The sequence below is a fragment of the Micromonospora sp. NPDC047465 genome (assembly GCF_040643125.1).
Lineage (GTDB): Bacteria > Actinomycetota > Actinomycetes > Mycobacteriales > Micromonosporaceae > Micromonospora.
Genome location: NZ_JBEYTP010000032.1, coordinates 1 through 14,626, shown reverse-complemented (window position 1 = coordinate 14,626; position 14,626 = coordinate 1). Strand labels below are relative to the sequence as shown.

Genomic DNA, 14,626 nt, shown 5'->3' with positions numbered 1-14,626 from the left:
GAGGTGATCGTTCGTCACCATGACCTTGTAGCGGCCGGGTCGCCCCAAGCAGGTGAGCGCATATCGCGCGCCCTCAATCGCCTCAGCCAGCAATCGATCATTGACCGGCCGATCGATCACAGCCCGCGGCCCATAGACATCCCGGCAAAGGCATCCGGGGAGACGTCTACCTTGGCGCGCGCTGCGGAGATCACCTGCACCCAGGCATCCTCGGCGATCCTCCTCTACAGACGGACACCAGGGCGCCGACGTCCCCTAGGTGATCCGGTCAAGACCATCTGTGATGTCCTGAAACCGGTCCGGCACCGCCAACCAGTCACCGCTGGCGCGATAGTCCAGGAACAGTCCCACCTGCACCACTCCACGCACCATCGCCCTCAGCGGCCAAGAACCGCTTCGGTCCAGGTACGCGAACACGGCGCGCAGGAACGCCCGCAACGCCGCCGGATCGACCTGCACCTCGTCTTTACCGGTGTCGTAGATCCCGCTTGGTGTATCGACAAGCTTCTCAAGCAGCAGGACCTGCCCGCAGAACATCTGCGATGTACGGAGGCCGCGATCCCAGATCTCCCGGCCGTTTACCTTGAAGATCATCCCCATGACAGCGCCCCCAACGTCGTCAGGCGGCCAGCACCCTACTACCAGTAGCCCACCTGAGGGCAGGCCCGAACCCCAACCAAATGGACGTTGGTGGGTCAGCGCACCAAGAGACAGACAGCGGCCAAGGTTACGAGACATCGCTTAGCTTCGATCAAGGTCTGCACTCCCATGGCCTCCACATCGCCGGCCGTCAAGGCCCACGTGACCGCCACTCGACCGACGTCAGCTGTCCGTCGATCGGCCTACCCGCCGCCACCTTGGACGATGCCGAGGATGCCTGATCGTCAGGACCTCAGCCGAGCGCCGACGACGACCCGGCGATGGAAGCCAGTTGGGCCCGCGAGGTGATACCCAGCTTGGGAAACGCCTTGTAGAGGTGGTAGCCGACGGTCCGCGGGCTGAGGAAGAGCCGGGCGCCGATGTCACGGTTGGAAGCGCCGGTGGCTGCCAGCCGCACGACCTGGCGTTCCTGGGGAGTCAGCACGCTGAGCGGATCGTCGGCCTTGCGCGGCGCCGCCGGCACGTCCCCTGTCGCGCGCAGCTCCGCGCGAGCCCGCTCGGCCCACAGCCGCGCACCGAGCCGGTCGAAGGTGTCCAGCGCGACGCGCAGTTGCGTACGGGCGTCCGCCCGCCGCCGTGCCCGCCGCAGCCACTCGCCGTAGGCGAGCTGCGTCCTCGCCTGCTGGTACGGCTGAACGTCCTGCTGGTGAAGCTGCACGGCGTGCGCGAAGTGCGCCTCGTTCTCCTCGACGAGGGCCCGGCACCGCAGGGCGATCGCGTCCGACGACGGCTGGCGCACGTGCCGGGCCCAGGCCAGACACCGGGCGAGTGGCTCCTTCGCCCGCTCCGGTTCGCCGCTGCGGACGGCTGCCTCCACCTGGTCCGCGGCGCTGAGGAGAGCGATCCCTACCGAGGGGATGGCCGCCAACTGCCGCAGGGCGGCGGCCGGACGACCCAGGCCGAGCTCCAGCAGGCCGAGTGCCCAGCGTCCGATGTCCGCCGCGAGGACGAGGCCCTGCCCGTCGGCTCCCGCTATGCCCTCCTCGGCCTTCGTGCGGCACTCATCGACGTTGCCCTGCTGCGCGAGCACCCAGGCGAGCGAACAGGTGAGGTGGCTGACCCGAGGCTCGTGGCCCAGGTCCGCCGCCAGCCGCAGCCCCGCGTTGAGGGACGTCATGGCCTCGCCGTACCGCCCGAGCCACCCCTGCGCGAGTCCATGGTCGTTGAGCGCGAAGGCGAGCCAGCCGATCATCCCGTTCTTCTGGCAGTCCGCCACGACGCGGCCGGTGATCTCCTCACAGAGGGCGGTGCGGCCCAGCGGAAGGCAGACAGCGGCGGTGAAGGTCAGTCCCGGCACCCCCAGCCCCGCACCCGCGTGTGCGTCGACGGCCTCGCCCATGAGCGTGATCCCGCCGCCGATGTCACCGCCCAACAGGCGGCTGAGCCCCAGCGCCGCCCCGACCAGCGGTGACCCGATCTCGGGAAGCGCGCGGAGACTCGCCGCGGCCTCCTCCGCCAGTCGGGCGTCACCGGCGAACCAGGCGCAGCGGATGGCCTCCACCAGCAACCAGGTGGCCCGCTCGGTGGAGCGGCCGGCCACGCGGGGGACGTTGTCCAGGAGGATCCGGCCCGCCGCGAGCGGTGTGCCCAACTCGAACTCCCGATGCGCGCGCACCTGGACCAGCGCGGCGATCATGTCCGGGTCCTCCACCTCAGGCGTCGCCCGGTCGGCGAGCGCGGCAGCGCGACCCGTCAGACCCGCGTCACTGGCGGCCAGCGCGGCGGCGGCCAGCCGTTCGGATCGTCGCACCGGGTCGGCGGTGAGCTCGGCGGCCCGCTCGTAGGCGGTCGCGATCGCGGCGTGGCCGCCACGCGTACGTGCCCGTTCCGCTGCTTCCTCCAGCTCCCGGGCGACGTTCTCGTCAGGGCCGAGCGTGGCCGCGGCCAGGTGCCACGTCCGCCGGTCGGCCGCGTCGACGGCGGCCGAGCGGGTGAGGGCGTCGGCGAGGGCTCGATGTACGGCGAGGCGCCGGGTCACCGGCGCGCTCTGGTAGGCGGCGGCCCTGATCAGGGGGTGGCGGAATCCCACGGTCGCGCCCCTGATCTCGATCAGCCGGCTCCGCTCGGCCTCCTCAAGGCCGTGGAGGGAGGCGCCCGCGCCCACCAGGGTGTCAAGCTCACCCGAGCCGTCCGCCGCCGCGATCAGCAGCGCGGTCCGGGCAGGCTCGGCGAGCGCGGCTATCCGTGCGTGGAAGGCTTCCTGGACCCGGTCGACGACCGGCATCGCACCCACCGGCGGCAGTCGTCCCGCCCGCTGTTCGGCGGTGAGCGCGGCGGGCAGTTCGACGAGCGCCAAGGGGTTGCCGCCGGACTCCTCGATGAGGCGCTCCCGCACCTGTGGTGGAAGGTCGGGAGGAAGCAGGGCGGCAGCGGCCGCGTCGTCCAGCCCGCCCAGCCGGAGTTCGGGCAGCCCCGCGGCAGGAAGTCCCGCGCGGGCGGCGAAGATCATGACGACGCCTTCGGCCTCGAGGCGGCGGGCGGCGAACAGCAGCGCGTCGGCGGAGGCCTGGTCGAACCACTGTGCGTCGTCGACGAGGCAGAGCAGCGCGCCGTCTCCGGCGAGGTCGGCGAGGAGGCTCAGCGTGGCCAACCCGACCAGGAACCGGTTCTCCGGGGCGGGGTCACCCAACCCGAGGGCACCGCGGAGCGCGGCGGCCTGCGCGTCAGGCAGTGCAGGGATCCGGTCGAGCCCGGCACGCAGGAGGAGGTGGAGTGCGGCGAAGGGCAACGTGGCCTCGGACTGGACACCGACGCCGCGTAGCACCCGCATGCCCTCCGCCCGTTCGGCGGCGTGGTCCAGGAGCGCCGACTTGCCGATTCCCGCCGGGCCGCGGATGACCAGCACCCCGCTCCTGCCGGTTCTGGCCTCCGCCAGCAGCCGTTCGATGTCCGCCTGTTCCCGGGCTCGTCCGTGCAGCACGGTCAGGAACCTACCGTCACGGTGACTGATTCGGCTCGGGGTGGATCTCCGTAGCGTCGTGCTCGTAAGCACGTCACGACTACGAACGGACCTCCGACATGACCACCGTCACCAGTCCCGCCCGGACCGTCGCCGACACCACGCTGCTCCGTTTCGCCCTCAAGCAGGACGCGATCGGCTCCGGCGGCAACGGGATCGTGTACGTCGCCGTCGCCGCGATCTTCGGGGAGCTGTTCGGCCTTCCCGCCGGCTTCCTCTACCCGGCCGGGGCGTTCCTGGTGGCCTACGCGGCCGCCCTGCTGGTTCTCGCCTCCCGGCCCGTGGTGAGCAGGGCCGCTGTGGGTGTGGTGATGGGTGTCAACGTCGCCTGGGTGGCGGCGAGCGTGATGGTGCTCGTCGCCGGTTGGTTCCCGCTGACCGGCCTGGGTACCGCGCTGGTGATCGTGCAGGCGGTCGTGGTCGCCGGCTACACGGTCCTGCAGTTCGCCGGTCTTCGCAGGGCCGTCTGAGCGACCGTCCGGATCGCCCCGAGCCGCGACCGGGACCGGGACCGGGACCGGGACCGCAAAATCGGTCCTACGCAGGGTGGCCACCCCGCCGGGTGGCCACCCTGTCGGCGTCAGAAGGGACTCGACTTTCGTGACGTGCAGGGCCGGGACGCTGCCGCACGTCGGAGTTCACGCCGACTCCGGTGGCGGCCCGGTGTAGCCGCTGCTCCACCGGAACCGGTTGCTCGGCTGCGCGTACTCCTCGACGATGTGCGCGATCCAGCCCGCCGTCCGGGCGACCGCGAAGATCACCTCCGCCGCGCCCGGGCCCATGCCGGTCGCGTGCGCCAACGCGGCGACGGCGAGGTCGACGTTGGGCAGGGCGCCCCGCCGCGCCGCCGTGGCAATCAGGTCGTCGACGGCCCGCCGCAGCTCGCCCTCGGTCGGCAGCTCCGCGACGAGATCGAGCAGGGCGGCTCCGCGCGGGTCGCCGTCCGGGTACAGCGAGTGCCCGAACCCGGGCAGCGCGCCGGTCCGCAGCCACTCGGCGATCGCGGCCGGCGCCCCGTCCCGCAGCGCCACCTCGATCATCCGGTGGACGCTGCTGCCGACGGCTCCGTGCATCGGCCCGTCCAGCGCGCCGAGCCCCGCCAGCACCGCCGCGTAGGGGTTTGCCCGGGTCGAGGCCGCCACGCGTACGGCGATGGTCGACGCGGCGAGGTCGTGGTCGGCGAGCAGGACGAGTGCGGCGTTCAGCGCCCGGAGCCCCGCGGTGGAGGCCGGCGTGCCCGTCAGCCGCGGCCACAGGCGGGTCGCCAGGGCGTCGTCGGCGGGTGCCTCGCCCGCGAGGGGCAGCGCGTCGACCATGCTGGCCAGTAGCGCGGGCGCGAGCGCCGTCACGGTGGCGGGCGCCAGGTCGAAGCGCAGCGGGTCCATCGCGGCCGCCACGGCGACGATCACCGGCAGCCGGTCGAAGAGCCGGGCCTGGGCCGGCAGGTGACTGCTCGCCCGCCGCGCCGTGTCGACGGTCTCGGCGGACGTCGCGAAGGGCTCGGGGTGCCGCTCGCCGGTCCAGAGCCACCGGGCGATCTCCTCGAACGGCGTCACGGGCGCGAGCTTCGCGACATCGAGTCCCCGGTAGTGCAGCCGCCCGTACGCGATCAACGTGGTGGCGGTCCGCATCGCCGGCGCGGCATCGCGTTCCGGCCGGGTCGCCTGGGTGCGGGCGGCCAGCCGCTCGACGTCGGCCAGCCGGAAGCGGCTGGTCCGCTCGCCAGGAACCTTGACCCTGGCGAGCAGCCCCCGGCTGACGTACGCGTAGATCGTCTCCGGCTTGATGCGCAGGCGATGGGCCACCTCGGCGGTCGTCAGCAGTTGCTCCTCGGCCATGTGGCCATGGTCTCACGTTGACTGAATCAATGTTGACTGGCCTCGGCCGCCGGCACGACGCTGCCCGCATGGCTGACACCATCACCGCTCCCCGCGGGCTCGCCGGCGTCGTGGTCACCGACACCACCGTCGGCCACGTCCGCGGCACCGAGGGCTTCTACCACTACCGGCAGTACTCCGCCATCGACCTCGCGGAGCGCCGGACGCTGGAGGACGTCTGGGCGCTGCTCATCGACGGCTCCCTGCCCACCGAGCCCAAGGCGCTGCACGAGGAGATCGTCCCGTTGCGCCACATCCCGCCCGCGGTCGCCGCCGCACTGCCCGACATCGCCACGGCGTCGGCGTCGCCGGACCCGATGGGCGGCCTGCGCGCCGCGCTGGCCGTCGCCGGCCTCGCCGCCGGAGCCCGCCCGTTGTACGACACGTCGCCCGCCGAACGGCGGGCGCAGGCCATGGCACTCTGCGCGCTGACGCCCAGCCTGCTGGCGGCGTTGTACCGCCTGCGAGCGGGTCTGGAGCCGATCGAGTCGCGCGACGACCTGTCCCACGCGGCGAACTACCTGTACATGATCACCGGCGAGGAGCCGTCCGAACGTCACGCCCGGGCGATCGAGCGCTACCTGATCGCCACCGTCGACCACGGCTTCAACGCGTCGACCTTCACCGCCCGCGTCATCGCCTCCACCGGCGCCGACCTCTACGCCTGCGTCGGCGGCGCCCTCGGCGCGCTCTCCGGCCCCCTGCACGGCGGTGCCCCCAGCCGGGCCCTGGACACCCTCGACGCCATCGGCACGATCGACCGAGCCGACCCGTGGCTGCGCGAACGCATCCTCGGCGGCGAGCGGATCATGGGCTTCGGGCACCCGATCTACCGCACGGAGGACCCGCGGTCCCGCATGCTCAAGGGGATCGCCCAGGACCTCGGCGGGCCGCTGGTGGACTTCGCCGTTGCCGTCGAGGAGCGGGTCCTGTCGTTGCTGGCGGAGCTGAAGCCCGGCCGGGAACTGCACACCAACGTGGAGTACTACGCCGGCGTCGTCATGCACCTGTGCGGGCTGCCCCGGGAGATGTTCACGCCCACCTTCGCCACCAGCCGCGTCATCGGGTGGTGCGCGAACGTGCTGGAACAGGCCGAGGACTCGAAGATCATCCGACCGGACTCGCGCTACGTGGGCCCTCCCCCGCCGCAACCGGTGCCGTAAAGGGCCGGCAGATCATGCCGGAGCGGGGTCGCCGCCAGGTCGACCCCGCCACCCGGTGGGCTCACCGGCCAGGACCGGAGCCGATCTCGACCACTCGCGCCCAGGCGGGCGGCGAGTCCGGTACGTAGTCGGGATCGTCCTCGTGCCACGACCGGGCCGGCCGCTGCCGGGGAAAAAGTCCCACCACCGTCCGGCACGAGGGCCGCGTCGCCGGCCAGGGCGTCTGCCCGTCGGTCAGAACCACGATGACATCCGGTCGGGGCCGCGCGCGAAGCGCCCGGGCGAAGCCCGTACGCAGATCCGTCCCTCCACCGCCCAGCAGCGGAATGTCCTCGGCGCGGCACAGTGAATGCACGACCTGGGCCGCGGCGTCGCACGGAAGCACGGTGACCAGGTCGCGCCGGCCGCCCACGGCGCGGGAGATCGCGGTGACCTCGAGCAGGGCGCTGCCCAGTTCGGCGTCGCTCACCGATCCGGACGTGTCGATGACCACGCACACCCGAGGGGGCCTGCGTCGCAGGCTCGGCAGGATCGCGCCGGGCACCCCGGCGGACCGCCGCGACGGCCGGCCGTAGGTGTAGTCCTCGCCGACGCCGGCAGCGGAGGCGGCCGAGCGGACCGCCGCCCCCAGCAGTTCCCGCCACGGTTGCGGCGGGTGGAACGCCTTCTCCGCCCACCTCCGCCAGCCCTGCGGAACGTCCCCGGGCCGGCCCGTGATGCCGTGCGCCACCCGGAACCGCACCAGGTCCCGTTCCTGCGCGCTGAGGCCGTGCGCGCCGTCCGGCCCCAGGTCCCACTCCCGATCCAGCCCGTCGGCGCCGCTGCCGCAGTCCAGCCAGACCAGGCCCTCCGTACGCGGCCCGAGCCCGAACTGCCGCAGGTAGTCCTCCATGAGCTCCCCCTCGGGCAGCCCCAGCAACCCTGGCTCGACGGCGCCTTCGGGTCGGGCCAACCCCTCACCGAAAACGTCGTCGTTGATCTCGAAGTCCGCGGCGATGTTCATCCGCAGCCGCTCCCCCGGCCCGACCAGCCCCCGTTCCCGCGCCACCCGGTCGCTGCGTCCGTGGTGGTCGCGCAACAGGTGCGAGACCTCGTGCACCCACACCCCGGCGAGTTCCTCCACCGGGGTACGGTCCACGAAGGCGGGCGAGACGTAGCACCGCCAGTGCGGGTCCACCGCCATCGTCGGTACCCGCCGCGACTCCACCACGTGCAGGGCGAACAGCGCCGTCGCCAGGTAGGGCCGGACCCGGGCGGCGTGCAGCCGCGCGGCGAAGAGCTTCTCGACGTCCAGCGTCCCGGTGTGCCCGGGAATCATCGGCTGTTCCCCGCCGCGGCCACAACCCGTGCCGCCGCCTGGTCGGCTCGCCGGGACACCGACACCGCCCCGGCGAGCCGCTCGATCTCTGCCGGGACGTCCCAGTCCTCCTGGCGCAGGGCAGCGAGTGTGGTGGAGGGGACGACCACAAGGTCCGGGGCTCCGGTCTCCAGCGCCCGCACCAGCAACGCCCACGCCGCGTCCCAGCGAGCCTTCTTCGGACGCCGGCGGACCGCCTCCACCACGCCGTCCAGCACGGCCTGGCGGAGGTCTCCCCGCTCGGGCAGGACGGCGGCCGCCGGGTCGGCCAGCAGCACCTCGGGGTCCGGCAGGTCCATCCGGTCCATGCTGGCCAGCAGCTCCAGCCCCGGGCCGTCCCCAACGGTGCCCCTGACCAGCAACGACAGCACGTCCCGCGAGACGCCCGCCGCGGTCGCGAAGGCGACCAGACGCAGGGTCATGTCCCAGCTGCGAGGCGACGGCCAGGGACCGCCCCGGCGGCCTTCGTTGCTCGGCAGCCGGTGAACCAGCCCCGGGCGAGCGGTCAGGAACCCGCACACGGCACGGCGGGCGAAAGTGGCGGCCTCCGACAGCAGCGCCGGGTCGAGCCGGGGCAGCACCGCTCGGGGCCAGATCCCGCCGAGGCCGCGTACGACGACGTCGTTGTCGTGGGCCCACTGGAGATGGACGAACCGGTTGGCCAGGGGCGCGCTCAGCTCCCAGCCGTCGGCCGCCGAGGAGCGCGGATTGGCGGCGGCCACGATCCGGACCCCGGGCGGCAGCCGCAGGGTGCCGATGCGCCGCTCGAGCACGAGGCGGAGCAGGGCCGCCTGGACGGCCGGCGGCGCGGTGGACAACTCGTCCAGGAACAGCAGCCCCCGACCGGCCCGCACCAGGCGCACGGCCCAGTCCGGCGGGGCCATCGGGACGCCCTGCGCCGCCGGATCGTCACCGACGATCGGCAGCCCCGAGAAGTCGGACGGCTCGTGGACGCTGGCGACAACGGTCGTCAGCGGCAGGTCCAGCGCCGCGGCGAGCTGCGTCAGGGCGGCGGTCTTGCCGATCCCCGGCTCGCCCCACAGCAGCACGGGCAGGTCCGCGGCCACGGCCAGCGTCAGGGCCTCCAACTGGGTGTCGGGGCGGGGTTCGGTGGTGGTGGCGCCGAGCAGCGCGAGCAGTTCGGCGGCGACATCGAGCTGAGGAGCGTGGGTCGGCTCGACAGGGGCATCGGTGGACACGTACGAGGTCAATGCAGACATCTTCAATCACCTGTGGGAGTGGTGGCGAGTACGAGGAGGGCCGTCGGGGTGAGACGGGCCCGGTGGTCAGCAGCCAGTCGCGTGGCGCGGGCGCGAGCGGTGGTCACGGGTACGGCGACTGTCCGCGCGGGCAGGGCCCGGCCCGGAACCGACGAGTCCTGCCCTGAACAGTCCGTACGTCACCCGCCGCAGGGCGGCCGTTTCCAGTTCGTCGCGCAGGTCGCCGCTGCGCAGCAGGGCGTCGGGCCCGAGCAGAGCCTCGACGACGGCGAGGGCACCGGCGGTGTCGCCGTGGTCGAGGCGTGCGCGGACATCGGGAAGGCACTCCGGCTGGCGGTGCGCCTCGTCGATCGCGCGCAGACAGGCAAGCGGGGTACCGGTCAGCGCGGCCAGCAGTTCCTCCCGGCGGATCTCCGCCGGGTCGTGGTCGAGCGGCGCGAGCACCCCGTCGACCAGGCCGATCCGGTGCCGAGCTCCCCGGCACTCCACGATGCGCGCCTGTCCCGGCTGTTCGGGAGCCCTCGGCGCTGTCGCCGCCGGACGGTCGGGCGCCAGTGCCGACGCGACCAACGGATGCAGCCGATCGGCGTCGACCAGCCCGCCGCGGAGCAGGTCCAGGTCGGGCAGCACCCACGTCGCCGCGTCGGGCAGCACCGGCAGCGTGGTATCCGAGCCCGTCGCCGACGGCGCGATCCGCGCCTCGGGCGGCCGGCCTTCCCCGCCTGGAGTCACGTCGAGGATTAGCCGGTTCCGGGCACCCAGCCGCACAGCGACGCGACCGCTGGTCCGCCCCTCAGCGCGGAGCAGGAGCGCCGCCTCGGCCGCCCACCGGTCCACCGCGCATCCGCGCAGCGCCGCCCCGAACGGATCAGGGTCCACCGCAGGACGCCCGTCGGCGGGCAGCCGATCCGCCCCCGACCGGGTCCGTAGCTCGTCCGCTCTCCGCGCGTCCCAGAGGTGGCGGTGCAGGTCCAGGCGGAACCGGCGGTCGGGTCGGGGGTGCGGGTGAGGACAGGATCGGTCCCCGGAGCGGGATCCGTCCCACAGCGCCAGGCTGATCCGCTGACCGGCATCCGCCCACGCGGGTGCGGTCCGCGCCACCAGGTGCACGGTGCGGCCGCCGTCGTGGTCCGCCGGGTCGTACCGGGCCAGCGCGACGGTCAGGCCCGGACGCAGCAGCCCGTCGGGAGCGACCCGCGGCAGGTGCCAGCGCAGCAGGTCGGGAGCCAGATGGCGCAGGTCGGCCCGGACCCGGGCCGCGAACTCCCGGCCATGGGTACGAGCAACGGAACGCAGACCGAAGTCGACGTCGACGCTGGCGGCGGCGCACGCCCCGGCCCAGTCCCCGACGTACCGACGAGCAGTCGCAGAATCGATCATGGAGGGCGGCACGGCGAACTCGCGCACGCGCAGCCAGAAGGAAAGGCGAGAATCCGCATTCGCGGCCCGGGAGTGCATCAGCACTCACCTTGCGCGGACGGGACCCCCAATCTGCCGAGAGAGGTCATCATCGCGGGGGAGCATACACGGTAGCGCCGCCTGAGCGAGCGACACTTTTGTCGGTCGTCATGGACGCACTCGGGCGACCAGGGTTCCGGCACATCAGCGGTCCGAACCATCCCGGTCGGCACGTTCACCGACGCAACCGCCGGGCCGGACGAGGTCAGGCGCCCGCAGCGGATGACGGCGAGCCACCGTTGTCGTGGCTATCAGGCGCGGCGTGGCTTCCCCTCGCCGCCGACGGCCCACCCTCTCCTCGCTGCCACAGCAACCGTCGAGCCTCTCTGGTGTCCAGCAGTCGCAGGCCCCGTTCCGCCCAGAAGCTGAAGGACTCGTTGTCGCTCAGCAACTCCGTGGCCAGCACGTCAAACGCCCGGGGTGAACGCGCATCCCCGATCAGTTCCAACAGCCAACACCGCACGCCGTGGTCGGTCTCGCGGCCGAACACATCGATGAGCTCGTCGACGTGTAGGCCCGCCATGTCCCGCACCAGCGCGAACCCGTCCTCCGCCGCCTGCGGATCACGGCTTCTCATCAGGTGCATGGCGCGGCCGAGGTTCCCGCTCGCCATCCGCATCTTTCGGGCACGCTCGCGCTCGTAGTCACTGCCCACCTGGACATCTAACCGCACGGCGGGCTGGGAGCCGTCCACATCGCTCATGGTCCGTGATCCGCTCGCGGTGGCGTACGCGACCAGGACACCGAGGCCGGGCGGAGTCGGCCCGGCCTCGGTGTGCCGTCAGGGGTGGCGCTACGGACGGTCGGCGTCGTCGCAGGGCGCACCGACCGCCAGACGCACCTCGGCCTGCCGCCCACCTGAACGGACCAGCAGCGGAACGCAGGCCGCCCGCGCGACCCAGGTCCCGCCGGCGAAGGTTAGCCACTGACCCTTGCCGGCGGCAGGCGCGCAGGCGCTCACGTGCACGGTCGCGGCGGGCGCAGCCGAGGGACCCCACGCGATGCGGGCCCGGTCCTCCCAGCCAGGTGCGACCAGGAGGTCGACTTCTGCGCCTGCCCGCACCACCAATCCCCACTTGGCGAACCACCGCGCAGCGGGGTCTGCCTCCCCCGATTCCGCGACCTGAAGCACTCTCCCGGTCGGCACCGCCGCATCCCCCAGGACGATCCGGTACCCATCCGCTGGTTGAGGCGAGACGGCGATGGAATCCGCACACGTCACCTGACCCGAGTCTCTGGACGTCGCGGGCGGCGCACCGGCGCCGGTGCTGGCCGCGGTGGCAGACCCCGACGCGGGCCGCGGACCCTCACGCTGACCCACGTCCCGGGCAGGCGTGCATGCCGTCCCGGACAGGGCCACCGCGACGATGACGGACGCCTGAGCAAGCCAACCATTACGCCGCATGACTCCATACTGTCAGCCGGCGCGGGGACGATGGGCATACGGATCTCGAACCTCTCGGCGCGTGACTCGACTGCAAAAATCCTTTGCAGCTCGCCGCTGCTGGCCGGTAGCTTGCCCGCCGATGAGCAACGCGGACACGGTTACCGGGGTCTTGGACCACATCACTGCCCACTACGTCTTCCCCGAACGAGCCGCCGAGATGGCAACGGTCGTGCGGCGGCATCTCGACGATGGTCGGTACGACGGGCTCCCGGGTCCGCAGTTGTGCACCACGCTCACCGACGATCTTCAATCGGTTTGCCCCGACCGTCACCTGCGTCTGATCTGGCACGAGCGGGCCCGGCCCGCCTGGGATCGGGCTGATGACGACGCCGGTGAGGTGGCGGCGCGGCGGGAGCGGTACCGGCTCAACGCCGAGGGCATCCACAGGGTCGAGCGGCTCGCAGGTAACGTCGGGCTGATCGAGATGCATTGGGAAGGCACTGGCGTGAAGCCGGACCAGTCGTGCGATGCGGAACACGCATGGCACCTCGCGTACCGGGAGGCGCTGCGTCACGTGCTCGCCGCCACCGTTGACGCCGACAGCGAGCACCAGGTGGCGGTACGGGTCGAAGCCGAGCGGGCACTGGCCGAGCTGCAGCTTCCCTGAGCATCCCGGCCCTCCGGCGGCTCCCCCCAAAGCCAAGGTGCGTCGAGCAACTTCGTCAAGTCGGCGCCGAGACAGGCGCTGCGCCGTACGCTGCCTGGGGTGAGACGGGCACGATCCCTCGTCGCGCTGGCGACGACCCTGACCGTGGCGCTGACCGCATGCCGGGTCGGGTCCACGCCGCCGGCCGGTGAGCCGGCTCGCTCCGCCGCGGCGGCGACGGCATCCCCGTCGCGGGCCGGGCCGGCCGAGGTCACGTTGGCCTTCGCGGGCGACGTGCACTTCGCCGGCCGTACGGCGGCTCTGCTGGACGATCCGGCGACGGCGTTCGGGTCGATCTCGTCGGCGCTGTCCGCCGCGGACCTGACGATGGTGAACCTGGAGACCGCGGTCACCACGCGCGGCACCCCGGAGCCGAAGCAGTTCCTCTTCCGGGCTCCGGCGGGTGCGTACGAGGCGGTGAAGGCGGCCGGGGTCGACGTCGTGTCGATCGCGAACAACCACGCGCTGGACTACGGACGGGTCGGACTGACCGACACCGTGGACGCGGCGAGGGCCGCCGGGATGCCGACCGTCGGGGCGGGCGCCGACGCGGCGGCGGCGTACGCGCCGTGGACGACCCGGATCGGCGGCACGCGGATCGCCTTCCTCGCCTTTAGCCAGGTCGACGAACTGTGGTCGCAGTGGCGGGCCACCGACGACCGTGCCGGTATCGCGATGACGAGGGACCTGACCCGGGCGGTCGCCGCGGTACGCGCCGCGCGCCGGCAGGCCGACGTGGTCGTCGTGTACGTCCACTGGGGCGCGGAGGGGGACAGTTGCCCGCCCGCCGACGCGCGCGCGTTCGCGGGTGAGATGGCCCGGGCGGGCGCCTCTCTCGTCGTCGGCACCCACGCGCACCTGCTGCTCGGTGACGGCTGGATCGACAGGACCTTCGTCCAGTACGGGCTGGGCAACTTCCTGTGGTGGCGCGACGACGCGTACAGCAACGACACGGGGATCCTGCGGGTCACCCTGCGCGGCGCAGAGATCGTGAAGACGGAGCTGGTGCCGGCGCTGATCTCCCGCCGCACCGGCCAGCCCCAGCTCGCCGGAGGGGACGACGCGGCGCGCATCCTCCGGGAGTACGCGGACCTGCGCGGCTGTACCGAACTCGCCGCGTCCCCCGCCGGATAGCGCGCCGGCAGGGCGGCACCAGCCCCTACTAGTCATATCCATCGATGTCTGGTAGAAAATTTTCAAGGTCGGCCTTTCCCATCGCAAGGATCCCCCACGCGAACGGAGAGAGCCATGTCGTCCACCCGCTCCCCCCTGCGCCGCCGCCTGCTCACCCTGCTGGTCGCTGTCGCGGCCACGATCGGGGCCGCGCTCGGGCTGGCCAGTCCGGCCTTCGCCATCAGCCACTCCAGCGCCACGTCGCAGCTGAGCGCCGCCGGCATCTCCTGGACCTCCAGCGGCAACTGCAGCGACCGCTACGTCTCGACCTGCACCTCGTTCGACGGCGTCCGGCAGGCCACCATCGACGGCATCATCACCTTCAAACGCGCCAGCGGCTGCGCCATCACGATCACCGCCGGCACCGAGGTCGGGCACACCAGCGGCACCTACAGCCACTGGAACGGCTACAAGCTGGACATCGCGCTGAGCACCTGCATCCAGAACTACATTTCGGCGCACTACACCTACGTCGGCTACATCTCCGGCTTCGGCTACCAGTACCGGGCGCCCTCCGGCAACCTCTACACCAAGGAGGGCAGCCACTGGGACATCCTCTTCTACACGTGCGGCTGCTGAGGCAGGACGTGGGCGCCGCCGCACTCGCCGCCGCGCCCGCGGACCGGCCGGAACTCGGCGGCGACGGCAGCCAGGACCCCGGCGCCT

General features: G+C 72.5%; 12 protein-coding genes. 5 read left to right on the top strand and 7 right to left on the bottom strand.

The window, feature by feature from the left end; translation table 11 throughout:
• Window positions 1-255 precede the first annotated feature (255 nt).
• Entirely contained in the window at window positions 256-600 is a 345-nt protein-coding gene (locus tag ABZ793_RS25010) for a DUF6086 family protein (RefSeq protein WP_357461569.1), read from the bottom strand.
• Window positions 601-892: 292 nt separating this feature from the next.
• On the bottom strand, window positions 893-3,580 hold the full coding sequence (locus ABZ793_RS25005) for an AAA family ATPase (RefSeq protein ID WP_357461567.1): 2,688 nt from the start codon (window positions 3,578-3,580) through the stop codon (window positions 893-895).
• Window positions 3,581-3,678: 98 nt separating this feature from the next.
• Between ABZ793_RS25005 and ABZ793_RS25000 the strand changes: the two genes are divergently transcribed.
• Window positions 3,679-4,089, top strand: a complete 411-nt coding sequence (locus ABZ793_RS25000) for a hypothetical protein (RefSeq protein WP_357461565.1) — start codon at window positions 3,679-3,681, stop codon at window positions 4,087-4,089.
• Window positions 4,090-4,257: 168 nt separating this feature from the next.
• Here the strand turns inward: ABZ793_RS25000 and ABZ793_RS24995 are convergent, their stop codons facing one another.
• Window positions 4,258-5,457 (bottom strand): citrate synthase, encoded by a 1,200-nt coding sequence (locus tag ABZ793_RS24995; protein ID WP_357461562.1) that lies wholly within the window; start codon window positions 5,455-5,457, stop codon window positions 4,258-4,260.
• A 68-nt stretch (window positions 5,458-5,525) separates the two neighbouring features.
• On the opposite strand from ABZ793_RS24995, the gene ABZ793_RS24990 reads away from it, so the two are divergent.
• Window positions 5,526-6,659: a citrate synthase gene (locus ABZ793_RS24990; protein ID WP_357461559.1), complete on the top strand. Its 1,134-nt coding sequence runs from the start codon at window positions 5,526-5,528 to the stop codon at window positions 6,657-6,659.
• Between the two features lie 61 nt (window positions 6,660-6,720).
• Here the strand turns inward: ABZ793_RS24990 and ABZ793_RS24985 are convergent, their stop codons facing one another.
• The 4 genes from ABZ793_RS24985 to ABZ793_RS24970 all read right to left on the bottom strand — a co-directional run bounded on the left by ABZ793_RS24985 (window position 6,721) and on the right by ABZ793_RS24970 (window position 11,397).
• On the bottom strand, window positions 6,721-7,977 hold the full coding sequence (locus ABZ793_RS24985) for a VWA-like domain-containing protein (RefSeq protein ID WP_357461557.1): 1,257 nt from the start codon (window positions 7,975-7,977) through the stop codon (window positions 6,721-6,723).
• Window positions 7,974-9,236, bottom strand: a complete 1,263-nt coding sequence (locus tag ABZ793_RS24980) for an AAA family ATPase (RefSeq protein ID WP_357461555.1) — start codon at window positions 9,234-9,236, stop codon at window positions 7,974-7,976. The genes ABZ793_RS24985 and ABZ793_RS24980 overlap by 4 nt, the downstream gene beginning before the upstream one ends.
• Before the next feature lie 66 nt (window positions 9,237-9,302).
• Window positions 9,303-10,694, bottom strand: coding sequence for a hypothetical protein (locus tag ABZ793_RS24975; RefSeq protein WP_357461552.1), 1,392 nt, complete (start codon window positions 10,692-10,694; stop codon window positions 9,303-9,305).
• A gap of 205 nt (window positions 10,695-10,899) precedes the next feature.
• A complete protein-coding gene (locus ABZ793_RS24970; RefSeq protein ID WP_357461549.1) occupies window positions 10,900-11,397 on the bottom strand; it encodes a hypothetical protein in 498 nt (165 codons plus the stop codon).
• 823 nt (window positions 11,398-12,220) lie between these two features.
• On the opposite strand from ABZ793_RS24970, the gene ABZ793_RS24965 reads away from it, so the two are divergent.
• From ABZ793_RS24965 to ABZ793_RS24955, 3 genes are all read left to right on the top strand, one after another.
• Entirely contained in the window at window positions 12,221-12,748 is a 528-nt protein-coding gene (locus ABZ793_RS24965; RefSeq protein ID WP_357461546.1) for a hypothetical protein, read from the top strand.
• 99 nt (window positions 12,749-12,847) lie between these two features.
• Window positions 12,848-13,921, top strand: a complete 1,074-nt coding sequence (locus tag ABZ793_RS24960) for a CapA family protein (protein ID WP_357461543.1) — start codon at window positions 12,848-12,850, stop codon at window positions 13,919-13,921.
• A gap of 114 nt (window positions 13,922-14,035) precedes the next feature.
• On the top strand, window positions 14,036-14,539 hold the full coding sequence (locus ABZ793_RS24955) for a hypothetical protein (protein WP_357461539.1): 504 nt from the start codon (window positions 14,036-14,038) through the stop codon (window positions 14,537-14,539).
• The last annotated feature ends 87 nt before the right edge of the window (window positions 14,540-14,626 follow it).